Genomic DNA, 26,338 nt, shown 5'->3' on the forward strand with positions numbered 1-26,338 from the left:
TAATCAGTACTAGAATGTTGAAAAGGAAATGGTTATGAAAAGGTTAATAGTCTTTTGTGTGCTTCTATCTCAATATCCAAGTTTTGCCCTAGACCTCTATAAAGAAGCAGATGCAGTAAAAGAAAAGACTATTTATGATTTCGTAGAAGCAAGTAAAGAGAAGAATAAAAATCGTGAAGCCTATTCTCCATTCTCTTTCTGATTTGGGAGGACCGGATATAGATGTTTATAAAAAAGATAATACAAAAATCACAGTGACTCCATTTGCTGATGGAGCTGTCTTTGTAACTGTTGATAAGAGATTTTAATAAGAATCAAAAAAGCCTAGTATAAAACTAGGCTTTTTTATATTAATGGTGCCCCCAGCGAGACTTGAACTCGCAAGACCTTGCGGTCGACGGATTTTGAATCCGTTGTGTTTACCATTTCACCACAGGGGCATAGAACACTAATAGTAAGAATTAGTCTTTTAATAGTCAATTACTAATATATAAATATATAAGTTGGCGGCACTCCTTCTTTCCACTTGATAGTGTAACTGATAAATTAATTGCATTGAATCAGAGTCTTTATAAAAAGGTTTCATATGGCATATAGTTTATTAGCTCTTCTAGATGATGTAGCAGCAGTAATGGATGATGTTGGTGTAATGACCAAAGTTGCTCTAAAGAAAACTTCAGCTGTCATGAGCGATGACTTAGCCGTTAACGCTAATCAAGTAGACGGAGTTCACTCAACGAGAGAGTTACCAATTGTATGGAGTATATTTAAAGGATCTCTTTTAAATAAAGTTATCGCTATTTCTTCTATCTTACTTATTGATTATATCTATTCACCAGTGAATACAATTCTCCTTATCGCTGGAGGATTATTTCTTTCGTATGAGGGGATGCATAAAGTTGTAGATTACTTTTTTAAAGTAGAGAAAATTAGTAAAGAAGCTAGCTCTGAACAAGAAAGAATAAAAGGAGCTGTGAGAACTGACCTTGTCTTGTCAGCAGAAATTATAATGCTAGCTAAGAGCTATATAAGTGGAGCATATCTAGAAGTAGTATCTACTCTTTGTATTGTTGGGTTACTTGCTTCTATTATCATTTATGGATTAGTAGCCATCATCGTTAAAGTTGATGACTTTGGAAGTTATTTAGCACTTAGAGGACATAAAAGAATTGGAATCAGTCTTTTAAACTCAATGCCAGTTTTTATGAAATTATTAAGTATTGTTGGAACTATTGCTATGTTTCTAGTGGCCGGAGGTATATTTACTCATTCGTTTCATATTCAGGTAATCCCATTAGAATTTCTACAAAACTTTATCTTTGGAGTTATCTCTGGGGGAATTAGCTTATACTTTGTAATCCTTATTAATAAATTAAAATGAGTCACTACTATTAACTTATCTTTCCGCGTCATTTTCTAGTCGCTTAGAATACTGAGAAAAATCATAGTCCCTAAAGATAAATAATATATTTTTATCAAACTCTAAGAAGTATAATAAGTAAAAAATATTTAAGGTGGATTATGCTTTTTGTTAGAAAAAATATTATGGCCTTCTCTGGCCTATTTCTTTGTGTTTTTCTTGTTGTTCATTTAGGAGGAAACTTAATCCTCTTACTTCCGTCAGATATATCTCATAACTTGTATAATGCGTACTCTGACAAATTGGGAGGGAATGTATTTATTAAGGTGGTCTCTATATTTCTCTACCTTTCTATAATATTACATTCTATCTATGCTGCTCTAATAACTATCAAAAATAAAAGAGCACAGGGAAAAAAATATCTTTTAAATAATACAATTGAAAGTAGCTCTTGGACCTCTCAAAATATGGGGCTATTAGGTTTTTCCATTCTAATTTTTATTATTATCCATCTCTCAAATTTTTGGTGGAGAATTAAGTTGGGATTTGGAGAGGCTGTTCCGTTGGATGCTAATGGACTAAAAGACGTCTATCTTGTTACGACTGAATTATTTAAAAATCCATACTATGTTTTGATCTATGTTGTATTTATGATTCCTCTGGCGATGCATATTAAGCATGGCTTTTCGAGCGCATTTAAAACTTTAGGTCTTTATAATTTGAGTTATATAAAGAAGATAGCATTGTTAGGAAATATCTTTTCAATCATAGTTCTAATTGGTTTTTCAATTATTCCTATTGTTGTCTACATGAGAGGATTATAGTGAAGTTAGATGCAAAAATACCAGAGGGTGATCTGGAGAAAAAGTGGTCTAAGTATCAGGATCAGTGCAAGCTTGTTAATACAGCTAATAAAAAGAAGTTTGAAGTTATTGTTGTTGGCTCTGGACTTTCAGGAGCAGGGGCAGCTGCGACACTAGCTGAACTAGGTTACAAAGTTAACTGTTTTTGTTACCAAGATACGCCAAGAAGAGCTCACTCTGTAGCCGCTCAGGGCGGTGTAAACGCAGCTAAGAATTATCAACACGATGGGGATAGTGTCTGGAGAATGTTTTATGACACTTTAAAGGGGGGAGACTTTAGATCTAGGGAAGCCAATGTCTATAGACTCGCTCAATTATCGGCACCGCTTATTGATCACTTTTCTCAGCAAGGAGTTCCTTTTGCTAGAGAGTATGGTGGTGTTCTAACAAATAGAAGTTTTGGTGGAGTACAAGTTCAAAGAACATTCTATGCTAGAGGACAAACTGGGCAACAGCTTTTAGTTGCAGCTTATTCTCAACTTTCAAAAATGGTCGCCTCTGGTGGTGTGAAAATGAATACCAGAGAAGAAATGCTTGACCTTGTTCTTGTTGATGGAAAAGCTAGAGGAATAATTACTAGAGACTTGATTACTGGAGAAATAAGAAAACATAGTGCTCATGCAGTAGTTCTTGCTACAGGAGGATATTCAAGAGTGTTTAGACTCTCAACTCTAGCGATAGGATGTAATGGATCAGCTATTTGGGCCGCACATAAGAAAGGTGCCTTATTTGCTGGACCAAGCTTTACTCAGATTCATCCAACTGCACTTCCACAATCTAGTGATACGCAATCTAAATTAACTCTCATGTCTGAGTCTCTTAGAAATGATGGAAGAATTTGGGTGCCATTAAAAAAAGGTGATAATCGTAATCCTGCAGATATTCCTGAAGACGAAAGAGACTACTATCTTGAAAGAAAATATCCAAGCTTTGGAAATCTCAGTCCAAGAGATATCGCTTCTAGAGCTGCAAAAGAGAGAATTGATGCTGGACATGGAGTAGGTCCTTTAAAGAATGCTGTATATCTTGATTTCAAGCATGCAATTGCTAAGCAAGGAAAAGATAAAATTACAGATAAGTATGGAAATCTCTTTGAAATGTATTTAAAGATTACAGGTATAGATGCCTATAAACAACCAATGAAAATATCTCCTGCTGCACACTTCTCTATGGGAGGATTGTGGGTTGATTATGAACTTATGACAACTATCAATGGGCTCTATGCTGTTGGTGAAGCCAATTATTCAGATCATGGGGCTAATCGTCTAGGAGCAAATTCATTACTTCAGGCGAGTATTGATGGTTACTTTATCTTACCAAATACAATTAATAATTATTTGGCTGGAGAACTTAACCAAGAAGTACCAACAGTAGATCATGAGGAATTTGATAAGGCCCAAGTAATAGTTAAGAGAAAAATTGAAAAGCTTATTAATACTAAAGGCTCTAAGACTGTTGATCACTTTCATCGAAAACTTGGAAAAGTTATGTGGCAAGAATGTGCCATGAGCAGAAGTAAAATTGGTCTAGAGCAAGCTATTAAAGAAATTAAAGAAATAAAAAAGTCCTTCTGGGAGGAAGTCTCTATTACTGGATCTGATAAAGAGCTAAATCCTGAACTTGAAAAAGGTCTTCGATTAGCAGACTTTATTGAACTTGCTGAGTTAATGTGTGTAGATGCTCTTCAAAGAGAAGAGTCTTGTGGTGCACACTTTAGAGAAGAGTATCAAAGTGCGGAAGGTGAAGCTGTTAGAAATGATGAAAATTTTAGTTATGTTTCTGCATGGGAATATAACGATGGAGACTTCAAGCTACATAAAGAAGAGTTAAAGTTTGAATATGTTAAACCAACTGTAAGGTCGTATAAATGAGAGTTACGTTCAAAATTTGGAGACAGAATAATAATAGTGATGAAGGTCGTTTTGTAGAATATGAAGTAGATAATATCTCAGAAGAAATGTCCTTTTTAGAGGCCTTAGATGCTTTAAATGAAAGCCTTGTAGAGGAAGGGAAAGGTGTTGTTGCTTTTGACCATGATTGTCGTGAAGGAATCTGTGGACAATGTGGAGTCTTTATAAATGGTCGAGCTAATGGACCTCATTCCAATACAACAACTTGTCAGCTACATATGAGAAGCTTTAAAGAGGGAGAGGTCATTGTTGTAGAGCCTTGGAGAGCTAAGGCATTTCCAATTATAAAAGACCTAGTGGTTGATAGAAGTTCATTTGATAGAATTATACAAAGCGGTGGCTTTATTACAGCAAAGACTGGGACAGCCCCTGAGGCAAACTCAATTCTCGTCGGGAAAGATATCGCTGATACAGCTATGGATATGGCCGCTTGTATTGGTTGTGGAGCTTGTGTTGCCACTTGTAAGAACTCTTCTGCGGCACTATTTACATCTGCAAAAATTAATCATTTAAATATTTTACCTCAAGGGAAAACAGAAAGTACTAAAAGAGTATTAGATATGACTGAAAGAATGGAATTAGAAGACTTTGGTCACTGTTCTTTCACTGGATCTTGTGAAATTGAATGTCCGGAAAGTATTTCAATCACAAATATAGCTAAAATGAATTTTGATTTATTAAAAGCTAAAATCTTTAAGTCATAATAATTCTTAAAATACCTCTTCTACAGAGTTAGTCTCAAGCTAAATATGGTTTGGGACTAAGCTAGACTCATCGAAAAATATTACTATTTATCTTTAAATTATATTTATATCCACTATATACTTTTAGTATGAATAACTGAGGTGATAATCAAAAAGTAGAGAGGGGATATGAGTGTTCTATTGATGGGATTTAGGTCAGGGGCGGCTAGAAACCTAGAAGAGATGAATATTGACTATATAATATGGTCAGAGAAAGAATTGATTAATCCTCGAAGATCTCAAAAAGTGATTATCTCTAGATTTCCAGAAAAGATAGAAGATTTAAATGGTTACCTTGAGGAATTTTCCTCTATTACTCATGTTATTGCATCTACCGAATCAGCAGTTATTCCTGCAAGTAAAATTAGGAGATGGCTAGATCTTTATAGAAATAAAGATAGTGTTATTTCAAGATGTACTGACAAGCTCGAAATGAAAAAATACTTATCCAAAAAGAATATACCTATGACTAAATTTCTACCTTCTAGAGGAATGAAGTCTGAACAGATTGTTGAAAAATTAGGCTTACCTGTTGTTAGTAAAATTAGGCTTAGCTCTGGTGGTAGAGGAGTACGCTTTTTAACGACAGAGGAAGAAGTTAAAACATCTATGAATTCAGACTCTTATTTTGAAAAGGCCCTAAAGGGAACCGAGGGAAGTATTGAGTCCTTTATAAAAGATGGAGAAATATTTTTTTCAAATATTACTCAATACTATAAGAATGGAGAGTGTAACATTCTTCCTGGTCAATATGAGAAAAAGATTAAAGAGAGAATAAATTCATTAAACTTTGAAGTGATAAAGGCACTTAATATAAAATGGGGAATGACTCATTTAGAATACTATATACTGGAAGGTGGAGAGATTGTCTTTGGTGAAGTTGCGCTGAGACCTCCTGGAGGCTATATTATGGATGCTTTAGATTTAGCTTATGGTCAGAATTTTTGGAAATTATTCTTACAAGTAGAAATGAATATTGAAGACTTAAAACTTGAGGTTAAAGAAAATAACTCTTGCTCCATCATTATCCACCCAGGAGAAGGGGTCGTTTCTAGTATTTTAGGTGTGGAGAATATTAAAAATCTAAAAAGTCTAAAAAAGTTTAAATTAAAGATTAAAGTTGGTGATCAGGTTCAATCAAGAGAAGGTGTAGGGGAAGACTATGGACACGCTCTCTTATCTAATACGAACTCTAGAGAGTTATTAGATGACATTAATAAATTCTATAAGCTTTTAGAGATATCTCTTTAAATGAGACTTAGTTTGTTATGCTAAGTCTCAAGTTATATTATTAGTATTTATCTCTTAGCTTCTCTTTTAAATTAGTAAATTTCTCTATAATATTTTTAAGTTCAAACCTATCAATACCTGGGACTTCATGATTATCTAGACCTTTCATTGTATCCGAATAACTTAGAGAGTTTAGAATAGCTTCTTCTGTTGCCTCTATAACGGCTCTGTAGGCACCATTCATGTGGTCTTCCATAATTACATTGAGCTTTGAGTGAGGTTTTTTATTATCGTGTTTTAGGACATTTCCTGTTGAAAAACCTACTACAATTTCACCACTCCCATGTGCTGCTATTGTACCGACTCTTCCTATTCCAAGAGCTGCACGCTTACAGAGCCTGTTAATTTGATTTACTGTACACGGTATATCCGTAGCGACGACTACAATTATTGAACCATAGTTATCTACTCTTTTTAAGTATTCACCTTGAAGGGGTTCAAGAATTTGACCAACAGGGTAGCCATCAATCTTCATATCTTTCATATACCCAAAATTAGACATAACTAAAACGCCAACAGTGTAATCAATTCCTTCCATACTGACGATTCTACTAGAGCTTCCAATACCACCTTTTAGGTCACAGCAAACCATTCCGGTTCCACCACCAACAGAGCCTTGTGGAAATTCTCCCGTTTTACAATCTTTGATAGCTTCAAGAACATGCTTTTCTTCTATGTGAAAGTTTATACTATCGTTCAAGAAGCTATCATCACATTCGCCAACAACAGGTATAATTACATACCTTTGGTCCCAGATCTTATTGAACTTCTTACTCATCCATTTACTAATGCCTTGTCCTACATGACCTACCGACATTGTGTTTGTTAGAGCAATAGGGGTTTCAAGAATTCCCCACTCTTTAATTTGAGTGATTCCCGAGAGTTCTCCTGCTCCATTTAGAATAAAGCTCCCTGCTATTAACTTTTTGTTGAATATATTTTCGTTTGGCATAATTACAGTAACGCCTGTTCTAATATTCTCTTCTTGATCAAGTGTACAATGTCCTACTTTAACTCCCTTTACGTCTGTAATTGAGTTGAACTTACCAGTAGGCATTTCTCCAATTTTTACACCAAGATCTCTAATACCTTGTGGTGGTATATTTTTTTTCATAATTGACTACTCTTTCTCCAGCGTGTGATCGCTGGCCTTAAGATTTTGTTTATTAACTTGTTATAGTTAAGCCCATTCTTATCAGCAATAATTGGAAGGTCGCTAAAGTTTGGACTTAGTCCTGGGAGTGGATTTACTTCAATAAAGTAAATCTTTTCATCATCAGTAATTCTAAAGTCAATTCGAGCAACATCCCTACAGCCAGTGGCCTTGAAGATACCTTTTGATGTCTTTAATAGAGAGCTCTTTAGTTTCTCATTTATATCTGGAGGACTAATGACTTGAAACTCTGAGTTATTAAGAGGGTCATCAATTTGCTTGAGTTCATAAGAATACACAGGATATTTACTATCACCTTTGAAGGTTATTTCACTCATACCAATAACTTTAACAGTCGAACTCTCTATGAGTCCTACAGTAATTTCTCGTCCTAGAATATACTCTTCTGCAAGTAGTAAAGAGTTGAAGTCGCTAAACCTCTCTGTAATAAATGTCTTTAATTCGTCATCGTTATTTACAACGGAGTTGTTGTATATCCCCTTAGATGATCCTTCTTGATTAGGTTTTATAATAATTGGGTAGGTTAAGTCATGATTGTATTTCTTAGACTTAGGATTTATAAGTGCAGATTTGGGAACATGAAATCCTGATTGAGCTACAACTTTTGAAGCAATAGACTTGTTGAGTGTTAGACATAGGCAAGTGGCATCACTTCCAGTGTGTTCAATATTTAATAAATCACATAGAGCTGGAACTTGGGCCTCTCTGGAAGACTTATTAATTCCTTCAGCAATATTAAAAACAACATCTATCTTTTCTCTTTCTAGATTTGACGTTAATTCTTTGTTTGCTTCAATCATTTTACAGTCAAAGTTATTAAACTCAATTGCATCTCTTATTGCATTCACAGTGTCTAGCGAATCAAATTCGGCCTCGATCTCGTAACCATCCTCTCCTGGCTTCTTTCTTTTTAGATTATAAACTAGTGCTACGTTTGGTTTTGTTTTCTTTAAAGATCTAACTTTCTTGATTCCTGAGTTTTCAGGTCTATTAATTGCTCCCTCAAGAATCTTAGAGATTGTTTGTCCATAATCTAAACCTAGTAGTGAAGTTGCAGCAAAAATTCCAGCACCCTCTTGGAGGCTTGGGAGCGCATTGACTTCTATAAAGAAAATATCTCCATTAGGAGTAACTCTAAAATCAGCTCGTGCCATATCATTTATTCCAAGAGAAGTTACTACTATTTTCATATACTCTTTGATTTTTATATTCACTTCGGAAGGAATGTTGGCAGGGCATAGTACACTGATCAAGTCATCATCACCATTTTTCATTTCATAGTCATAAATATTTGATTCTCCTACTGATGTTCCGATGTATTCAATGGGTTCTAAAACTCCATCGCTACCTAATCCCGCAATGTAGGGAATTGTAATATCTTTACCTTCAATATATGACTCTACTATTAACCCGTGAGAAAATTCCTTGAGTGATTTTTTGGCATATTTTAAAAAGTTACTTTTATTAATACACTTTGAATCTTGTGTAATACCTTTTGAAGAACCTTCAAAGTTAGGTTTCACAAATACTGGATAGTTTAATTCATCAGCGATAAGGTCAATCTCTTGTGTACTAGAGATGAAATAACCTTTCGGAGCAGGAACTCCTTTAGACATAACAACACTTTTACATAAGAATTTATCCAGGGTTAGAAAACAAGCATAGGGTCCTGATCCTACATAGTTGAGATTAAGTTGTTCAAAAACAGTTGGAGCATATGCCTCTCTCCCCATCCCTAAGTAACCCTCTGCTGTGTTAAAAACAATGTCTGGTGTAGATGCCTTTAGTAGGTCAATCCATTTTCCATCCTTAGTCATTTCTATAGGGATGATCTCATTTTCTTTTCCCTTAAGACCTCCGCTTATTGAGTTGATAACATCTTGTGTGTCAAATTCTGCTTCTTCAATTGAGTCAGACCTTTTCAAATTGTAGACAAATGCAATTTTCATAAAAACTCACCATTTCAGTTTTAAGGTTATTCACTCGAATAATAGCTGATGTTGAAATTTAAAGATATAAAATTGAGAGCGTTTTTTTAACTAATTTGAGAGGGGAGTTAAGTCTTTCTTGAGCTTGGAGTCTGCCCTTTAAGAAGCTACTTAAAGAGCAGATATTTTTTTCTAAATTATCTTATATTAATATAGTCCTAAGACTTTCCACCATATTCCACCTATGATCATCCAGATTAGAATATTTATTACAGAGATTCCAAAGCCGGCCTTCCACCAGTCTGACAAGTCAACAAAACCAGCTCCAAAGAATACTGGGGCAGGTCCTGCTCCATAGTGAGTAAGACATCCAAATAGGTTTGAAAAGAAACCTAGAGAGATTGCCATAAGCATTGGTGGAACTCCTACGTTAATACCTACTAACATAAAGACTGCGGCCATAGCTGTTACATGGGCTGTCGAAGAGGCAAAAATATAGTGAGAATAGAAATAGACTCCAAGAAGAATTGGAAAGGCCGTTGTCCAGGGCATACCTGTTACTTCTGAAGAGACAAATTGGCTAAACCAAGGAATAAAGCCTAGTTTATTTAAGTAGCTCGCCATCATAACTAAAACTCCAAACCAAATGAGAGTATCCCAAGCTCCTTTTTCGCTCTTGATATCTTCCCACGAGAGTACTCCACTAATTAGTAATACAGAGAGCCCTCCAAAGGCAGTTGTTGTAGATGGAATACCTAAAGTTCCTCCAAAGATCCATAGGGTTATCAAAAAGATAAATACTCCAATCATTGTCCACTCTGACTTTGTCATTGGGCCCATTTTTTGAAGGCTTTCTCTAGCATGCTCTTTTGCATTTGGAGTTTCTGTTATTTCAGGTTTATATATCTTATAGATAATTAGAGGGATAATAGCTAGAGAGACGAGTCCAGGTACAACTGCTGCTAACGCCCATGTTCCCCATGTTAGCTTTACGCCGTTCTCACCTGCAAATTGAGCAATTAGTGGGTTGGCCGCCATTGCTGTCATAAACATTGCTGAAGTGATCATATCTACATGGAAACAAGAGAGAGTTAAGAATTCTCCTATCTTTTTTCTAGAGGGTTCGTTGGGGTCAGATCCATAGCTATGTGAGAGAGACTTCATTATTGGAAATATAACCCCTCCAGCTCTAGCAGTATTTGAAGGTGTGACTGGAGCTAGAACTAAGTCAGTGAGGGCAAGCCCATAGGAAAGTCCAAGAGTTTTCTTTCCAAGAATATAGATAAAGAAGTAAGCGATCCTTGTACCAAGACCAGTCTTAATAAATCCTCTCGCAATAAAGAATGCAATAACAATTAGCCAAATTGTACTGTTTGAGAATCCTGTAAGGGCCTCCGTTTTCAGATTTAAAGTTCCTGTAAATAAAGAGACAGCTAATCCTGTCATACAGATTGAGCCCATCGGTAAGGCCTTTAAAATGATTCCAATAATAGTAGAGAGAAAGATGGCAAAGAGATGCCAGGCCCTAATATCTAAACCTTGGGGAACTGGAATAAACCAGATAACTAGACCAATAGCAAAAGTAATTGCGAGCTTCACAATACTGACCTCTGTATTTTTCATGAAAGATTCCTTATTTAGATTATAAATAATGTGTATTTATTGATTGTATGCCTATATTTGAAATTATCAATGATATTGGTCACTTTTAGATAAAAGTTAAATTAGAGATATAAGTGTATTGATGATGAAAGATTCGAAATATCATCGGTCAAGTGAATGGGGACCTAGTTCGTTTTATTAGATAAGTAATTTTCTAGTTGGTAGATTCCAATTATACTCATTCCGGTTGATGCTTTGTAGATACTATTATTATCAAAAAGATACGTCGTCGGGGTTGCTTTAGCTTCTAGTTGATTTATAAGGGACTCATCTTTTGAGATAAAGTTAAATAAATACTTACTTTCTTTAATGAACTTCTTTGAAGTGTAATCATCTTCAAATAAATTCATTGCATATACTCTCTCGGCAGGGATAGTTCCGCTATCAATAGAATTTTGAATTCTTGACATCTCTATTTTGCAGGGAGCACACCAAGTTGCCCACATAATCAAAACTGATTTTTCATTTCTAGGGAAAGAAAAAGTATTATTTGTTACTAGGCTATGGGCCTGAATAGTATTTATCTTCTGATTTTCTTTATTATAGTTCTTAATAAAAATAGGGGCTTGTTTAATAACTAAAAATATTAAAACTAGCGAAAAAATGAAGTTACTTAAGTATTTTTTGATTAGAGTTTTAATTTTAATAATTCAAGGGCCTCTTTAGTTGAGAAGCGAAGGAAGTCCTTCTTTAGGTGCTTCTTTAATTCTGTATTATCAATAATACAACTAAACTTTATGTATTCAATAAGATAGTCAGGGAAGTTCCATATTTTTTTAACTGCAAGAGTCATTGGTGTTAGAGTGATAAGAGGTAATCTTAATGAAGGAAGTCCAATCAGCTCTTTCGCTTTTCTTAAGCTTACAACTTCATCAGGTGCAACATTATAAATGCCTGTAGGTATCTCATCTAATGACTTTGATAGAATATTTGCCATATCAAATTCATGAATGAATTGAAACATGGGATTGTAGTCAATTCCAAGTGGAACATATTTTGTCGTAAGGTATTGGCTCATTGAATTTCTTATTTGTGGTCCAATAATACTACAAGGTCTAAGAACAACTGTTTCTATTCGATGTTGATTTTTCCACATCCAATTTGTAGCAAGTTGATCCATTTCTGTAACATCTCTTAATTCTGGATGATTTATACTTGCTTTTAACGGAGCATCTTCTTTTAAAAATGTAGAATTATCCGATAGGGCACCATATACATGATAAGTGCTTAAGATAATCATTTTCTTAACATGAAACTTTAGTGCGAGCTCGAGTATCCTACTAGTTCCCATAATATTTAAGTCTAGTCTTTGTGCTAGGTTAGATTTATTAGAGTAAGCATGACTCATTCGAGCTAAGTGATAAACTGCGTAGAATTCGTTATCTCTAAATAACTTTTCGAAATTACCACGTGTATATTTAATTTTTAAAAATTGTACATTATCTCTTTTAAATTCTTCTGATTGAGGTCTAGAGTCAACTCCTATTATCTCATCATCAGGGTTTCTCTTTGAGAGAATGCTTGTGAGTATTCGAGCAAGTCCACCGGCAGCACCTATAATTAATATTTTCTTTTTTTTACTTAACATTTGCCCAGAACTTCCTTCTCTTTTTCAAACCATCATCCGTCATCTTTTGGATGATACTCTCTATTTCAAATATGTGATGATCTATATCTTTATCACTTGAATCGGCATTTAAGTGTTTCGGTGGAGAGTAGGGTTCTCCAATATAGATATCAATTGGTGATGGTAGTGGAATATAGTTAGCACTTAAAGGCAGTGCAGGTAGACCTAGTTTTTTTGCAATAGACTTTGCCTGATATACATATGGAAAGAATTCCTCTGCGCCAACAACAGCAATGGGAAGTATTGGTACTCCTGAGCTGAGTGCTATTCTAAAAAATCCTCTGGTAAAACTTTGAACCTTGTAAAAGTCTTTTGTACTTTTAGAAACACCCTTAACGCCTTCTGGGAAAACTAAAACAGATTGATTTCTCTCTAAAAGCTTCTCACAGTTTTGTCTATCTCCAAGAACTGCGCCTCCTTGTGCTGCCCAAGTTCCAAGGAATGGAAGTCCTGTAAAAAAACGTTCAACCATTGCTCTTAGTATTCTTGGCCTTTCCATTTCAATAGCAAATGCTGTTGAAATTAACATTCCATCAATGGCAATTTGCCCTGTATGATTTGATGTGATCATATAAGGCCTATCTTCTACATTTTCTTTTCCAAATACTCTTACTTTGAAATAGTTTTTATAAATAGGCCAAATATATTCAGTACTAGACTTTGTTCTATGTAGGTCTAGACCCCAAGGGTCTTCACTCTCTCCATAAATAGAGTAGAGTTTAGAAAATACTTGATCGATCTTCTTTCTATCCTCGGAGGATGTCTTAAAATTTACTGTTTCCATTATTTCTTTTAACATAGTTCTTTAATTGTAGAGGCTTACATGAGGTTTGGGGAAGGGGACAGTCTTTACCATATATTTAAAAATGTACCTCTTTTCAAGGGCTCTATTAGTGGTATAATCGTGAGTAGAAATAGTGACTTATTTAGTCCGGAGGTATTAATGCAAAAACAACCACAGTGGAAGGATCGCTTCAATGAGATCGTTCAGGTATGCCAAGAAGAGCTAAAGAAAACAACAGAAATTGGTAAAAAGATGCTTTCAGCTTCTAAGACAAATACTGCATTACATGAGTCGTATGAAGAGTTGGGTCACATAACTTTTAAGGCAATAGAGAGCGGAGAGCTTAGCTTTGAAAATGAAAGAGTAAAAGAGCTTGTAAACTCAATTAAGTCATGTGAGTTTGATTTAGAGAAGATAGAGAGTGACGTAATTGATATAAAAAAGAATTCTAAATAACAATTATACTATTAAAATATCTTAAAACACATGCAAATACGCCAAGACATGCACTACTTAGAAAAAGAAGTAGTGCAAATACAACTCTTATTTGCACGTTTCCATAGTTAAAAGAAAATCTTTTCAAGAAGTCAGGTCTAGCAAAGAAGACAAGGGTGATGTTTAAAATCACTATATAGTATAGAAATATAGCGGTGAAAGTTATTACTAAATTAGAATCCATTACATTGATTCTAGTAGGTCTCTCTGTCTTAATAAATAGGAGATAATTGCTTCCTCTACTTGAGCTAATCCATCTTTTTTCTCAGCTGAAGTGAAGTAGATCTGTCTTACCCATTTAAATTCTTTAGAAAGTACAGGCTTTAGTTTGTTGAGAGCAGCTCTTTCTTTTTGTTTTTTTAACTTATCTATTTTGTTAAAAAGAAGAAATGTTTCAAAGTTGAAGTTTTTTAAAAATTGGTGAAACTCTTGATCTGATTTTTGGTTTGGATGTCTTGCATCTTGAATATTAACCATCAGAGTGTGTAGAGATATATCAGCAAAGAAGGTAGACATTAGAGCTTCCCAGTTCTTTGACATTTCTTTTGATACTTCCGCATGCCCGTATCCAGGTAAGTCATAAAAGTAGAACTCTGGCATATCTTCTATAATCTTTCCGTCATTCTTTAGCTTGAAAGTGAAAATATTAATTTCTCTTGTTCGTCCTGGAGTTTTAGAAACTTTCGCTATCTTATTTCCAAACAGAGTATTGATAGTACTAGACTTTCCAACATTTGATCTTCCTACGAAGCCTAGCCCGATTGCCTGAGGGTTTTCTTTCAACCATTCATGAAGTTGTTCAGGATTACTCATCCCATATTTAAATGTTGAAGTTTCTCTTGCGATCTCGAATGCCATGGTCTTATTCCTCTCAAGTGGTCTATAAACTGAACCTGTCTTGAATCTAAATTATTGAAATGACTTTATATAGTATGGCACAAAATATGAAAATGTCTTGATTGAAAAAAGTTCTTATAAAGTGAAAAAAAGGAGTTTATATGAAGGTATTTAGTCAAGATTTAGAAGAAAGTTCAAAGTATTACTCAAAAATCACTCTAAAACCCCTCTATGGTAAGACTAAAGAGATAACGTTGAATAGAACTGAGTATATGTTAACTTCAGCAAGAAATGACTTGTTTGGACAGGAGAATTACACCTTAAGCCTACCTACTTTAGCAAATGAAAGCATTGATCTATCGCTAAAGTGGCAAAGTTTAGAAGGGAAGATGTATTACTTTTTAAAGAGCTTAAATGGTAAACCCTTTCGATTAAATGGAAATATAGTTCTCAATGCAATTATATCTGATGGAGATAAGGTTGATATTGCACATAACCGACTCATCTTTAATGACTCTAAAAAAGAGATTCAAGAAGAAGCTGGATTTTGTGAGAGAGTCATTAAGTCAAATTTAAATATATTATTTGAAGGAGAAACTGGAACTGGTAAGTCCTATTATGCAAAGAAGGTTCACGAGGAAAGTCAAAGAATTGGTCCATTTATACATTTAAATCTCGCTTCATTCTCTCATAACTTAATTGAATCTGAAATCTTTGGGCATATTAAGGGATCTTTTACAGGGGCAACTCATGATAAAGCAGGAGCATTAAAAGAGGCTGATTATGGAACTTTATTTTTAGATGAAATTGACTCTATCCCTCTCGATATACAGACAAAGTTGTTACTTTTCTTGGATTCAAAAAAGTATCGAAGAGTGGGTGATAATAAAGAATCATCAGTTGATGTAAGATTAATTTTTGCCTCAGGAAAGTCTTTGAAAGAAATGGTTACTCTGGGGAGCTTTCGTAAAGATATGTATTTTAGGATATCAAGTGGAGCTTATCGAAAACTGAACTCGCTAAGGAATGATAGAGACAGGACTAGAGGATTAATTGAGTACTATCAAAAAAATAGAGACTGTATTATTTCAAATCGACTCACAAAGTTCTATTTAAATTTAGAATGGCCCGGGAATATAAGACAGCTATTTGGTCATTTAGATAAAAAGATGATTATGACTAATGGACGTAAGATTGATTTCGATTCATTAGATGAAGAATTAATCTTTAATCCATTTGATTCATTCAGTGTGGAAGATCATGAATACATTACTTATAAAGAACTCAAAGTAGGCTACTTTAATAAGGTTTTTACTAGAGTAAATGGTGACTATAGAACTGCTGCAAAGAAGCTAGATGTATCAGTTAATACTGTTAAAAATGTCTTAGCTAAGGTCGGATAGGCTTTATCCGGCGAGTATAGAATTGATATGAACTTCTTCTATTTCTCCCTTTATTTTAAGGTCTTTAATTAGATGATTAAGTTCAGACTTTATCTTCTCTTTTATTATATCTTTACCTTCGGCCTCGAGAGGAAACTCTGGAATAAGAGGTTGAATGGTAGAGTTGAGTCTATCCTTTATAAGGTGTCTATTATTAATGAAAAAGCTTTTAATGTATTTGTTTGAGCTAATAAAAGTTAGATCTAAGCTTAGGACTCTCAGATTTGTTGAACTTCCTATATAAACAGGCATCACCATATTATTTATACTAAATCTTTTTTCATCTAGTTTATAGTAACCCTTTCTTTTACTGGCCTCTGTTGCATTATCTACTTGTGATGCTGGCTCTCTTGCTCCGGCACTACTTGCTTTTTCTGATATCTTTTGGCTTTGTGTATAGATTGTAATGGAAGATAGAGTTGCTGCTGTAAGTGCAAAGGTTGAGCCTAGTATAAACTTTGGACTTAGGTTTAGAAACCAAGCTTTAAATTTGAAAAAAACGGGAGATAGTAGAAGAAAAAAACTTAGAATAAGTTTTCCATACTCAACTTTTTTGTAATCAACTTCTTTGGCCTTAACAATGACTTCAAGACTTTTACTTTGTATTTTTCCTGCAGCTTTTATTGTTTTGTTTTTAGCATCAAGGGCCCTGGTAATTGCCTTTGTGCTGTGGAGATCAAGAGATTTTTTAGCGCTATCTTTTGTCTTTTCATATTTCGTTTGACTAGAGTCAAGAGTCTTCTTTATTTTTGTAGGGGTTGATTTTGATATAGCTCTGCCCAAGATAGAATATATCTTTTCAATTATGGAATTTAAAAATGCTTCGATTTTAATCCAAAACTTCAATCATGCCTCCTGCTCTTCTTATCGGTTAATTTTTAAATACTTTTAATCTGTTTCTTTAATTATACAGTGGATATATTTACTCAGATATTGAAAGAAATTTCCTTATCACAATTTTCATTTAGAAATTCTTACTTGATCTCCATATTTTCCGAAGAGCTAATAGTATTCAGGATTACGAGTACTTATTTAACTTTAGATACGGATCATATTATGAGAATTATGAAGTCAATGTTTGTTATTGCATTTGCTCTGAGTTTAACGGGTTGTGCAGAACTGCTCACCGGTAGAACGTTTATAGATGAAATGGATAGGGAGACTGATTCATTCTGGGTTGCTGGGCAAGACTTTGAGACTACAGCCGGAGACACTGGAAAAGCATATCGAACTCGACAAGAGATAATGGATAGAACTCCATTGGATGGACTCACTAGAGAGGAGATTCAACAAAAGACACTTCTTAGAAAAGAAATTGTAAGAAAAGTAAATGCTCTTTCAGATGAAGATTATAATCGTTATGTAAGTGTTAGAAACTCTTTAACTACAGACTCAGAGAAAGCATATTACCTTAATCTTCCTAAGTATGAGAGAAGTGAATATATTCGTACAAAATTCTTTAGTGCTTATAAGAAAGATAGTCGATCTCCTGCAAGTAAGGATTTTGGATATATGAGGGCTGCAAATACTAAGGTCGACATGGGAATGAAGAAAACAGATATTATGAAAATATGGGGAAGGCCAATGCAAGTTGATATTGCTGGAGATCCAAGGTACCAAAATGAGCGCTGGTCGTTCTATGATGGGAGTAAAGTAAGGCAAATTTACTTCGAAAATGGTGTTGTAAGTGGTTGGATTCTCGAATAAAACATAACCCATATTCTGAATGCGCAACGCGTTCTATTTTATAGAGGCTTTAGGCCTCTTTTTTTTGCTCTACACTTTCCAAATGCCATCAATTTTCCTAAGATTGGGATCCAAAAATAGCGGTTAAACACCTATGAATACATAGAAATATTCACGCAATTTAGTGAGGTAGCATATGAGTGATTTACTTAATAATTACACATTAGAATTCGAAAAACCTGTAAGAGATCTGGAAAACCAGATTAAAGAGCTTCAGGAAGCATCACTTCGTCCAGAAATAGATATTAGCAAAGAGATAAATGCACTTCAAACGAAGGTAAGTACTCTCATTAAAGATATTTATGCAAACTTAAGCCCTTGGGAAAGAGTTCAGCTTTCTAGACACCCAAACCGTCCTCACGCAATTGATTACATTAGTGAAATGGTAGAGGACTTTAAAGAACTTTCTGGTGATAGACATTTTGCAAATGATCCAGCTGTGATTACTGGCTTTGGTAAAATTGATGGAAAGAAAGTTGCTATCATTGCAATTGAAAAAGGTAGAAAAACAAAAGAGAAAGTTCACCATAACTTTGGAATGCCTAGACCTGAAGGTTATAGAAAAGCACTTCGTATAATGGAGACTGCAGGACGTTTTGGAATTCCTATTGTTACTTTCATTGATACTCCGGGAGCATATCCAGGTATTGGTGCTGAAGAAAGAGGACAAGCAAGTGCGATCGCTGAAAATCTAGCAGCGATGTTTGATATCAAAGCACCAATTATCTCTGTTGTTATTGGTGAAGGTGGATCAGGTGGAGCATTAGGTATTGCTATTGCTGATAAGGTTATGATGATGGAGTACTCAATTTACTCTGTAATATCTCCAGAATCTTGTGCTTCAATTCTTTGGGCAGATCCTAAGAAAGCAGAAGATGCAGCTAATTCTTTAAAGTTAGTACCATCTAAAGCTCTTGAGCTAGCAGTTGTGGATTCAATTATCGAAGAGCCTATTGGTGGAGCTCATAAGAATAAGTCTGCAGCTCTTGAAACGGTTAAGAAGTCTATCTCTAAAGAACTTAAGGCCCTTTCAAAGGTGAGCACTGAGAAGCTTTTAGAGCAGAGATTTGAAAAATTTAGAAGAATGGGTAATCAAACAATTACTCAAGTTCAGTAAGGAGTTAAGTGTGGCCATTCAATCAATGACAGGGTTTGGTAAAGGTGAAGCCAGTGGTAATGACTGGGTTATTACTGCCGAGATTAAAAGTGTTAATCATCGCTTTAAAGACCTGCGTTTTAAAATGTCCTCACTCTTTGCACCTATTGAAATAGATTTAAAAAATAAATTATCGGAAATCTTTAAGCGTGGAAGTTTTGATATATATATCAATTACAAGAAAGCTGAGGGAAGAACTAAGTTTGACGATATTGACGAAGAGAAAGTTAAGTACTTTCTAGGAAAGATATCAAAAATGGTTAAAGAGCAAGGTCTTGATTTATCAATTTCACCTAGTGAATTCCTTAGACAGGATTTCTATAAAGATCTTGATGATACTAGTGAAGAAAGCTTTGAGCTTGCTAAAACTGCTTTTGAAAATGCTCTAGTATCTTTGAGAGAGTCTAGATTATCTGAAGGTGAGAAGATGCTCAAAGTGATTAATTCTCACAAAGAGCAATTCGAAAAACACTACTCTGTAATAGTTGGATTAGCTGATTCATTTCAAGAAAATGTTGAAGAAAGACTCAAAAAGAGGTTTCAAGACTTCTCTGAAGAGTTAAATGTAGATGAACCAAGATTTCTTCAAGAAGTGGTTTATTATCTAGAGAAAATGGATGTTCATGAAGAAATTAACAGAATTGCAGCTCATTTAGAGAAGTTTGAGTCAATTTTAGTTAGCGGTGGAGAGATTGGTAGACAATTAGATTTCTTGATTCAAGAGCTAAATAGGGAAACAAATACCATAGGGTCTAAATCTTCGCTAAAGGAAATCTCTGATAATGTCGTTCAGATGAAAGTACAATTAGAAAAAATTAGAGAACAGGGCTTAAATCTAGAGTAAGTATGAGTATTGGTAAAATTATAGTTATTGTTGCACCTTCGGGAACTGGTAAATCTACTTTAATAAAGAAGGTTAAGGCCGAGTTCACTGATCTTTTAGAGTCCGTTTCATATACTACTCGTAAAATACGAGAAGGTGAGGCAGATGGTATTTCATATAACTTTATTGATGAAGAAACATTTTTAAAAATGAAAGATGATAATGAATTCATAGAATGGGCGAAGGTTCATTCTAACTACTATGGAACTTCTAAGACATTTGTTGAGGGAGAGCTAAAGAAGGGAAAGAATCTTCTATTTGATCTTGATGTTCAGGGGGCCGATTCATTTAAGGCCTACTTTAAAGATAAGGCGCAGATCATTTTTATAGCACCTCCTTCAATTCCAGAGCTGGAAAAAAGATTACGAGGACGAGGAACTGATAGCACAGGAGTTATAAACCTGAGGCTAGAGAATGCTAAAAGAGAAGTATTAAGAAAAGATGATTATGATTTTTGTGTAAAGAATGAAGAGCTAGAAGTAGCTTTTCAGGATCTTAAAGACACAATAACAAAAATATTAAACTCGTAAGGTAAAGATGTTCCACCGCCTAGATTTCTCACATGAAAGAGACTTAAATATTGAAGAATTAGTAAAGAGAATGGAAGCATACTATCCAGATGCAGACTTTGCTTTACTTAAGAAGGCTTATTTCTTCGCTGAAAAGTCACACAAAGGTCAAATGAGAAGCTCTGGCGAAGAGTATATTATTCATCCTCTAAACGTAGCTGGAACTCTAGTGAAGCTTAGAATGGATATGGATAGTGTTATCGCTGGGCTGTTACACGACGTCGTTGAAGATTGCGATGTTACACCTGAAGAGATAGAGAAAGAATTCTCTCCTGAGATTGCACAAATTGTTGTGGGTCTTACTAAAATATCAAAAATAAAATTTAAAACTAAAGAAGAGTCTCAAGCTGAAAACTTTCGAAAGATGGTTGTTGCGATGGCAAAAGATTTACGTGTAATTATCGTAAAGCTAGCGGATCGTATGCATAATATGAGAACTCTTCAATATGTTTCAGATGAGAAGCAAAGAAAAATTGCAACTGAAACATTAGAGATATATGTACCTCTGGCAAGCCGTTTAGGGATCAACTCCGTTAAAGGAGAGTTAGAAGACCTATGCTTAAGATTTATGAAGCCAGAGATCTATTATAGACTTGCAGAAAAAGTAGCAATGAAAAAATCTGAAAGAGATGTCTATATTAGAGAGACGATTGATGTCATCAAGGAGAAACTCCTTGAGTATTCAGTAAATAGTGATGTTAAAGGTCGTTCCAAGCATTTCTTTTCAATCTATAAGAAAATGAATGCTAGAGGAGTAGATTTTGAACAAATTCAAGATGTACTGGCATTTAGACTTATTGTTGGAAATATTACTGAATGTTATAAGGCGCTTGGAATCATTCACTCTTCTTTCACTCCAATTCCTGGAAGGTTTAAAGACTATATAGCCATTCCAAAAGTAAATAACTACCAATCACTTCACACAACAGTAATCGGTCCTAAGGCAGAGAGAATTGAAATTCAAATTCGTACTCAAGAGATGGACGAAATTGCTGAAAGAGGTATTGCCGCTCACTGGAAATATAAAGAAGGTAAGAATGGATTCGCTAAGAAATTAGACTGGGTTCAAGAACTTTTAGAGTTTAATAAGAGTGTTGATAATAATGACGACTTCATGGACGTTATTAAAAATGACTTAGACGTTGGTGGAGTATTTGTTTTTACTCCTGATGGTGATGTTAGAGAGTTAAGGTATGGTGCTACGCCTCTGGATTTTGCCTATGCTGTTCACACAGAAATTGGAAATAAGTGTGTTGGGGCTAAAGTAAATAGTCGAATGGTTCCTCTTAGATACACTCTTAAGTCTGGTGACACTGTTGAGATATTAACAAGTAAAACTCAAACACCAAATAAAGACTGGGTCAATATTGTAAAGTCTTCAAAGGCCAAGCAAAAGATTAAGCAGTGGCTTTTGAAGGTTGAGAGAGAGAAGAATAAAGAGCAAGGACGTGAGATCTTAGAAAAAGCTTTTAGAGTTGTAGGTACTTCTATGAAGAATGCCTTCAAGTTAACTGAAGTTTCAAAAGTCTTAAAGTCTCTAGGTGTATCCAATGAGGATGACCTTATTATAAATGTTGGATCTGGAAAATTTACTGCTAAGCAAGTAGTTGAAGAGTTCCCTTCACTTAAGAAGAATGAAGATGAGAAAGCAATAAGTGAGCTTGATGAAATTGATAGCTTCTCTAAAGAACTTTCAAAGTCTGCGAGAAGAAAATCAAATAAAGATAATGCTGTTATTGTTGATGGTATGAACGATGTAATGGTTCGTATGGCCCGTTGCTGTAATCCTATTCCTGGTGACCCAATTACTGGTTATATCACTCGAGGTAGAGGTATTACTGTTCATACAACTAAGTGTAATAGAGTTGACTCTGCTGAGATTGGAAGAAATGTATCTGTTGAGTGGAACTCTGACTTCTCATTCAAGCACCCTGTTAATATTCGTGTTATTACTCACGATAAGCCAGGAATTCTTTCTCAGATTTCAAAAAATATTAATAGTCTCGGAGTTAACATTAGGTCAGCACTTGCTAAATCACTACCTGATAGAAAGGGAAGTTTTATCTTTGAAATTGAAGTTAATGACTTTTCTGAACTACTTAAAACGATTAATTGTGTTGAAGCGATCGAAGAAGTTATTTCAGTAAATAGAGTATAGGGGCACGAAAAAAATGCCCGATACTTACTGGTCCTACAGTTTGATAAGATTCTTGTATGAAAAACGAGAACGATCAATATTCATCAAGTTTAAAAGCAAATAAGGGAATAAGAAAGTTTGAGATCCTTCAGGCCGAAATTATTCTCTTATCACCTAGGTCTTCAATTAGAAATTTATCAAACTTAGAAAATGAAAGTATCTCATTTTCTAACGATAAAATTCTCAATTTTAAGACAATCAATAAATTACCAAAAAGACATTTAAGACTCGTCGAACCTGATGAGAATCTCCACGATAATGTCTTAAAATTTCAGTAGTTGAGTATTTTCCTTATATAAATAACCATTTTTTAATAACTTACCCTTTCAGTTAGTAATTTATTCCCTCTAATAAAGAGGGGGAGAACAATACATAATAGTATCTGAATATTGTTTAATCTAATAAGCAGGAAGTATGATTGATTTTAAAAATAAATTACTAATGAAGAGCTACGAGATTACTAAAAAAGATTTAGTTAAAAGCAATGCTTTGAGCTCATTAGATATTACTGAAAAATATTCCAATCGTTATCAATTGAAAGAGACTTTAAAAGAATTAATAGAAGAAATAGAGCAGATATTAAAAGAAAAAAAGAAAATAGAATTTACCAATCGAGAACTTACTCAATCATTACAATTGAGTGAAGCTGAAGTTGAAAGAGTTTTTACGAAATACCTTTCACTGCAAGACTCCCTAAGTGAACAAAGAATCACTCGCAGTACCTTAAATAAGAAAATTGAAGAAAATACAAAGAGAAAGCTAGAGCTCGAAAGAGAGTCTTGTGATTTTAAGTCCAAAATAGAGAGTCTTACTGACGATATGAAAGTTAAGTCTGAAATGCTGACAAAGCTCTCTGAGTCTTTAGAGAACACTGAAAGAGAGCACTCAAAGAATAAATTAAAATCAAAGGAACTGCACTCTAATGTTACAGAGCTTGATGGTACTTACTCGAAACAGAAAAGAGTGTTAGACGATAAAACTAATGAATTAAATGAACTCAAAAAAGACATCACAGCTTCAAGTGAAAGAAAGATAAAGCTTGAAGAAGACCTTTTAAATATTACAAATGAGTTGATAGTTACTAGAGAAGAGATTGCAAGCTCTTCAGTAATGCTTACAAAGCTTCTATCTGAAATTGAGCATTCTGATTCTCTTTTTAAGGATCAGGAAGTAGAGCTCTCAAAACTTGTAATTGAAAAAGATAAGCTATGCTCAAAAATTGTGGAGTTAGAGGATAACCAGTCACGAATGGATGAGTTGATCAATAGATCAATTTTACAAAAGAAAGAAATTGAAAATGATCTCTTACTTTTAGATGAAGAAAAGAGAACTTTAGATGAGACGCTACAAAACCTAAGCAAAGAATTTAATCTTCTAAAAGCAAAAGAAAGTATAGATAAAGAAATTATATCGCAAGAGAAGAGTGCCATTGAGGTTATAAAGAAAGACCTTGAAGAGAAGAGGGCCACCCTAGAGTCGGCTAAGATAGACCTTTCAAAAAATATTCAAAGAATAGAGAGTCAAAAAAATAAAAAAATAAACCTTAAAGAGAATATTATCTCTCTAGAAAATGAGATCGAAAATACTAAAAAAGAAACAAGACTGATTAGTAAAAAGTTAAAGACTGAAGAGCTACTCTTGGAATCTCTTGTTGATGAAGGTTTCTATAAAAATGAGAGATTGCAAAAAGAAGCAAAGTACTTAGAGAGAGTCTCTAGTAGCATTTCTAGTTTGCAAGAAAATATATCGCTACAGAATGAAAGGAATGAAGCTCTAGATAAAGAAATATTAGAGCAAAAAAATAATATAGTATCTAATAAGAACTCTAGATCTCTTCTGATTGAAAAAGTAGAAAAGAGTAAAGATAGAAAGAATATTCTAGAGGAGAAATTACTAAAGCTAGAGTCCAATCTTAAAAGTGAGCTCGAGGTATCTAGTAATGTTGTAAAATCACTTAAAGAATTAGAGATGCATACTGCAAATATTGAAAGTGAAATAGATGATAAAGATTTAAAAATCAAAAGTATCACAGAGACAATTAAACAAAAGAAGAAACATTACATAGAGGCCCAGGCTGATCTAGAGGAATTATATTTTATCATTGAAGAAAGAGATGATGAGATAAAGCATTTAAAGGCTCAATATCTTAAAGAAAATGATAGAACAAAAAAACTTAGTTTAAAAAAAGAAAAAGTTCAAAATACTTTAAGGATTAAAAGTGATGCAATTGAAAGAGTTAATGGAAATATTACTTCAACTCAAGAAGAGTATGAAACTCTAAAGTCAGAGAATCAGGATCTCAGTCTTAAGCTAAAAGGTAGTACTGAAAAGCTTAAAGGAGAGAGAGCTTTTCTTAAGAATTTAATGAATCAAAAAGAGGAAGAGGCTCAAAAGCTGAAAGGACTAAATGCAAAAAAGAGAATCGTTGTTAATATGATCTCTGAAGTTTCATCGACAATAAATGAAACTCATGAAGAAATAGAGTCCCTTAAAGGTAAGTTTTCTTCAGAAGACCTTGCTCTAGAGGATCTTGAAGTGAAGTTCTCAAAACTTCAAACTAACTTAGTTCACCTAAGAAAAAACTCTGAAGAAATTAAAAGTGAAGTCCTAAAGTGTAGAGCTAATAAGAATGTCTTAAAAAGTAGTATTAGAGAATTAGAAGAAAAAATAACTAAAGAATCTAAAGATATTCCTTACACTGATGAAAGTGAGTTAATCATGCTTAGAAAAGAGGTTGACTCTCTTAGTGAAGATCTCGCTTGTACTAGAAGGCTTTATGATGAAGAGGTTTCAAAGAAGAAATCTATTTTTAATCAAGTAGATCTTCTTAGAAAGAAGCGTGAAAATATTCGTGAGAAGTTACTTAGTGTAAAAGAAGATCTTGTGAAACAAAGAAGTGAAAATGTTGAGAAAGGCCAAAATATGATTTCTTTATCAGAAGAAGTATTCTTTTTAAAAGAGAGCTTGAAAGGTAAGGAAGAGTCAAAAAAAGGGTCTAAGTCTTTAATTAAAAGACCAAGTAGAGATGCCTAGTTACTCGGGAGACCAGAGAATTAGGAACCCATAAGTTCTAATCCACTTATATACTTCTTTTGCCATAATCTTTATATTTCTAATATTAGTGTAGTCTGTTTCTACGCTGTAAAAGTAGAACTTATAATCATCAGTTTTTTCCATCAAATTATTAAAGATTAGCTTAATACGCATCACATGGTAGTCATGTGAGATCACAATGATCTTACGGTTACCTGTGCGCTCTCTTAAGTGTCTTAGTGTTGAGAGCACATTCTCAACTGTATTTCGTGCTAAGTAATCAATTGTAAGTAGGTTAGGATCAAAACCTTCACCCAAGCGTAGAGGCCTTAGGAGGCTATCTACTGAGTTCTTTGAGTATACACCTGTAATGAAAATATTGGATTGTTTATACTTCTTAGCTAGCTTGACTGCGAGAGGGATTCTTCCTGAGTCTCCAGTGAATACTACGATTAAGTCAGGTGAGCGATTGTAAAAGGTTTGCAGTGTTTGTTGGTTTGAGTTTCTCGCCATGAGAATAAAGATTAAAGAGATAATCACATAGAGAATAACTGAAACAAGAGAAATAAAGCCGATATTTTGTAAATATCTTAAGACTCTAGTTCTCTTCGTTTCAAAAATATATCTCTTTTTAAACAT

25 protein-coding genes and 1 tRNA gene are annotated in these 26,338 nt (G+C 34.2%); 16 read left to right on the forward strand and 10 right to left on the reverse strand.

Annotation, left to right across the window (positions count from 1 at the left end; translation table 11 throughout):
• Positions 1-34 precede the first annotated feature (34 nt).
• Both ABX784_RS04565 and ABX784_RS04570 read left to right on the forward strand, forming a co-directional pair.
• A complete protein-coding gene (locus ABX784_RS04565) occupies positions 35-202 on the forward strand; it encodes a hypothetical protein (protein WP_372653146.1) in 168 nt (55 codons plus the stop codon).
• Positions 174-308, forward strand: a complete 135-nt coding sequence (locus ABX784_RS04570) for a hypothetical protein (RefSeq protein WP_372653148.1) — start codon at positions 174-176, stop codon at positions 306-308. The genes ABX784_RS04565 and ABX784_RS04570 overlap by 29 nt, the downstream gene beginning before the upstream one ends.
• A 46-nt stretch (positions 309-354) precedes the next feature.
• Here the strand turns inward: ABX784_RS04570 and ABX784_RS04575 are convergent.
• A tRNA-Leu gene (locus ABX784_RS04575) sits at positions 355-440 on the reverse strand.
• Positions 441-586: 146 nt separating this feature from the next.
• Between ABX784_RS04575 and ABX784_RS04580 the strand changes: the two genes are divergently transcribed.
• The 5 genes from ABX784_RS04580 to ABX784_RS04600 all read left to right on the forward strand — a co-directional run bounded on the left by ABX784_RS04580 (position 587) and on the right by ABX784_RS04600 (position 6,127).
• On the forward strand, positions 587-1,381 hold the full coding sequence (locus tag ABX784_RS04580) for a DUF808 family protein (RefSeq protein ID WP_372653150.1): 795 nt from the start codon (positions 587-589) through the stop codon (positions 1,379-1,381).
• 140 nt (positions 1,382-1,521) lie between these two features.
• Positions 1,522-2,184 carry a succinate dehydrogenase cytochrome b subunit gene (locus ABX784_RS04585; RefSeq protein WP_372653152.1) on the forward strand — a complete coding sequence of 221 codons (663 nt, stop codon included), beginning with the start codon at positions 1,522-1,524 and terminating at the stop codon, positions 2,182-2,184.
• The gene (locus ABX784_RS04590; RefSeq protein ID WP_372653154.1) at positions 2,184-4,094 is read left to right on the forward strand and encodes a fumarate reductase/succinate dehydrogenase flavoprotein subunit; all 1,911 of its coding nucleotides are present in this window, start codon (positions 2,184-2,186) and stop codon (positions 4,092-4,094) included. Before ABX784_RS04585 ends, ABX784_RS04590 begins: the two co-directional genes overlap by 1 nt.
• Positions 4,091-4,837: a succinate dehydrogenase/fumarate reductase iron-sulfur subunit gene (locus ABX784_RS04595; protein ID WP_372653157.1), complete on the forward strand. Its 747-nt coding sequence runs from the start codon at positions 4,091-4,093 to the stop codon at positions 4,835-4,837. The genes ABX784_RS04590 and ABX784_RS04595 overlap by 4 nt, the downstream gene beginning before the upstream one ends.
• A 168-nt stretch (positions 4,838-5,005) precedes the next feature.
• The gene (locus tag ABX784_RS04600; protein ID WP_372653162.1) at positions 5,006-6,127 is read left to right on the forward strand and encodes an acetyl-CoA carboxylase biotin carboxylase subunit family protein; all 1,122 of its coding nucleotides are present in this window, start codon (positions 5,006-5,008) and stop codon (positions 6,125-6,127) included.
• Positions 6,128-6,167: 40 nt separating this feature from the next.
• Here ABX784_RS04600 and ABX784_RS04605 read toward each other — a convergent pair whose 3' ends face one another.
• The 6 genes from ABX784_RS04605 to ABX784_RS04630 form a co-directional block, all read right to left on the reverse strand.
• Positions 6,168-7,280 carry a P1 family peptidase gene (locus ABX784_RS04605; protein ID WP_372653164.1) on the reverse strand — a complete coding sequence of 371 codons (1,113 nt, stop codon included), beginning with the start codon at positions 7,278-7,280 and terminating at the stop codon, positions 6,168-6,170.
• On the reverse strand, positions 7,277-9,289 hold the full coding sequence (locus tag ABX784_RS04610; RefSeq protein WP_372653166.1) for an ATP-grasp domain-containing protein: 2,013 nt from the start codon (positions 9,287-9,289) through the stop codon (positions 7,277-7,279). Before ABX784_RS04610 ends, ABX784_RS04605 begins: the two co-directional genes overlap by 4 nt.
• Positions 9,290-9,475: 186 nt before the next feature.
• Complete coding sequence (locus ABX784_RS04615; RefSeq protein WP_372653169.1) at positions 9,476-10,891, reverse strand: anion permease; 1,416 nt, start codon at positions 10,889-10,891, stop codon at positions 9,476-9,478.
• Between the two features lie 164 nt (positions 10,892-11,055).
• Entirely contained in the window at positions 11,056-11,580 is a 525-nt protein-coding gene (locus ABX784_RS04620) for a TlpA family protein disulfide reductase (RefSeq protein ID WP_372653239.1), read from the reverse strand.
• On the reverse strand, positions 11,559-12,518 hold the full coding sequence (locus ABX784_RS04625) for an NAD-dependent epimerase/dehydratase family protein (protein ID WP_372653173.1): 960 nt from the start codon (positions 12,516-12,518) through the stop codon (positions 11,559-11,561). The genes ABX784_RS04620 and ABX784_RS04625 overlap by 22 nt, the downstream gene beginning before the upstream one ends.
• Entirely contained in the window at positions 12,508-13,341 is an 834-nt protein-coding gene (locus ABX784_RS04630; RefSeq protein ID WP_372653175.1) for a lysophospholipid acyltransferase family protein, read from the reverse strand. The genes ABX784_RS04625 and ABX784_RS04630 overlap by 11 nt, the downstream gene beginning before the upstream one ends.
• 159 nt (positions 13,342-13,500) lie before the next feature.
• Here ABX784_RS04630 and ABX784_RS04635 point away from each other — a divergent pair, with 159 nt between their 5' ends.
• Positions 13,501-13,797 carry a hypothetical protein gene (locus ABX784_RS04635; protein WP_372653177.1) on the forward strand — a complete coding sequence of 99 codons (297 nt, stop codon included), beginning with the start codon at positions 13,501-13,503 and terminating at the stop codon, positions 13,795-13,797.
• 222 nt (positions 13,798-14,019) lie between these two features.
• Here ABX784_RS04635 and yihA read toward each other — a convergent pair whose 3' ends face one another.
• Positions 14,020-14,694, reverse strand: a complete 675-nt coding sequence (gene yihA / locus ABX784_RS04640; RefSeq protein WP_372653180.1) for a ribosome biogenesis GTP-binding protein YihA/YsxC — start codon at positions 14,692-14,694, stop codon at positions 14,020-14,022.
• A 140-nt stretch (positions 14,695-14,834) separates the two neighbouring features.
• Here yihA and ABX784_RS04645 point away from each other — a divergent pair, with 140 nt between their 5' ends.
• Entirely contained in the window at positions 14,835-16,076 is a 1,242-nt protein-coding gene (locus ABX784_RS04645; RefSeq protein WP_372653183.1) for a sigma-54-dependent transcriptional regulator, read from the forward strand.
• A gap of 3 nt (positions 16,077-16,079) precedes the next feature.
• Here ABX784_RS04645 and ABX784_RS04650 read toward each other — a convergent pair whose 3' ends face one another.
• The gene (locus ABX784_RS04650) at positions 16,080-16,961 is read right to left on the reverse strand and encodes a flagellar basal body-associated FliL family protein (protein ID WP_372653185.1); all 882 of its coding nucleotides are present in this window, start codon (positions 16,959-16,961) and stop codon (positions 16,080-16,082) included.
• A 219-nt stretch (positions 16,962-17,180) separates the two neighbouring features.
• Between ABX784_RS04650 and ABX784_RS04655 the strand changes: the two genes are divergently transcribed.
• The 7 genes from ABX784_RS04655 (at position 17,181) to ABX784_RS04685 (ending at position 25,699) form a co-directional block, all read left to right on the forward strand.
• The gene (locus ABX784_RS04655; protein ID WP_372653188.1) at positions 17,181-17,822 is read left to right on the forward strand and encodes a hypothetical protein; all 642 of its coding nucleotides are present in this window, start codon (positions 17,181-17,183) and stop codon (positions 17,820-17,822) included.
• A gap of 175 nt (positions 17,823-17,997) precedes the next feature.
• Positions 17,998-18,978 (forward strand): acetyl-CoA carboxylase carboxyltransferase subunit alpha, encoded by a 981-nt coding sequence (locus ABX784_RS04660; protein WP_372653191.1) that lies wholly within the window; start codon positions 17,998-18,000, stop codon positions 18,976-18,978.
• Positions 18,979-18,988: 10 nt separating this feature from the next.
• Positions 18,989-19,861 carry a YicC/YloC family endoribonuclease gene (locus tag ABX784_RS04665; protein WP_372653193.1) on the forward strand — a complete coding sequence of 291 codons (873 nt, stop codon included), beginning with the start codon at positions 18,989-18,991 and terminating at the stop codon, positions 19,859-19,861.
• Positions 19,862-19,863: 2 nt separating this feature from the next.
• Positions 19,864-20,430 (forward strand): guanylate kinase, encoded by a 567-nt coding sequence (gene gmk, locus ABX784_RS04670; protein ID WP_372653195.1) that lies wholly within the window; start codon positions 19,864-19,866, stop codon positions 20,428-20,430.
• Positions 20,431-20,437: 7 nt separating this feature from the next.
• On the forward strand, positions 20,438-22,627 hold the full coding sequence (locus ABX784_RS04675) for a bifunctional (p)ppGpp synthetase/guanosine-3',5'-bis(diphosphate) 3'-pyrophosphohydrolase (RefSeq protein WP_372653197.1): 2,190 nt from the start codon (positions 20,438-20,440) through the stop codon (positions 22,625-22,627).
• 56 nt (positions 22,628-22,683) lie between these two features.
• Positions 22,684-22,944 carry a hypothetical protein gene (locus ABX784_RS04680; RefSeq protein ID WP_372653199.1) on the forward strand — a complete coding sequence of 87 codons (261 nt, stop codon included), beginning with the start codon at positions 22,684-22,686 and terminating at the stop codon, positions 22,942-22,944.
• A gap of 136 nt (positions 22,945-23,080) precedes the next feature.
• Positions 23,081-25,699, forward strand: coding sequence for a hypothetical protein (locus ABX784_RS04685; RefSeq protein WP_372653202.1), 2,619 nt, complete (start codon positions 23,081-23,083; stop codon positions 25,697-25,699).
• Here the strand turns inward: ABX784_RS04685 and ABX784_RS04690 are convergent, their stop codons facing one another.
• Entirely contained in the window at positions 25,700-26,338 is a 639-nt protein-coding gene (locus tag ABX784_RS04690) for a YdcF family protein (protein ID WP_372653204.1), read from the reverse strand.

It is taken from the genome of Halobacteriovorax sp. (genome assembly GCF_041587335.1).
GTDB lineage: Bacteria > Bdellovibrionota > Bacteriovoracia > Bacteriovoracales > Bacteriovoracaceae > Halobacteriovorax.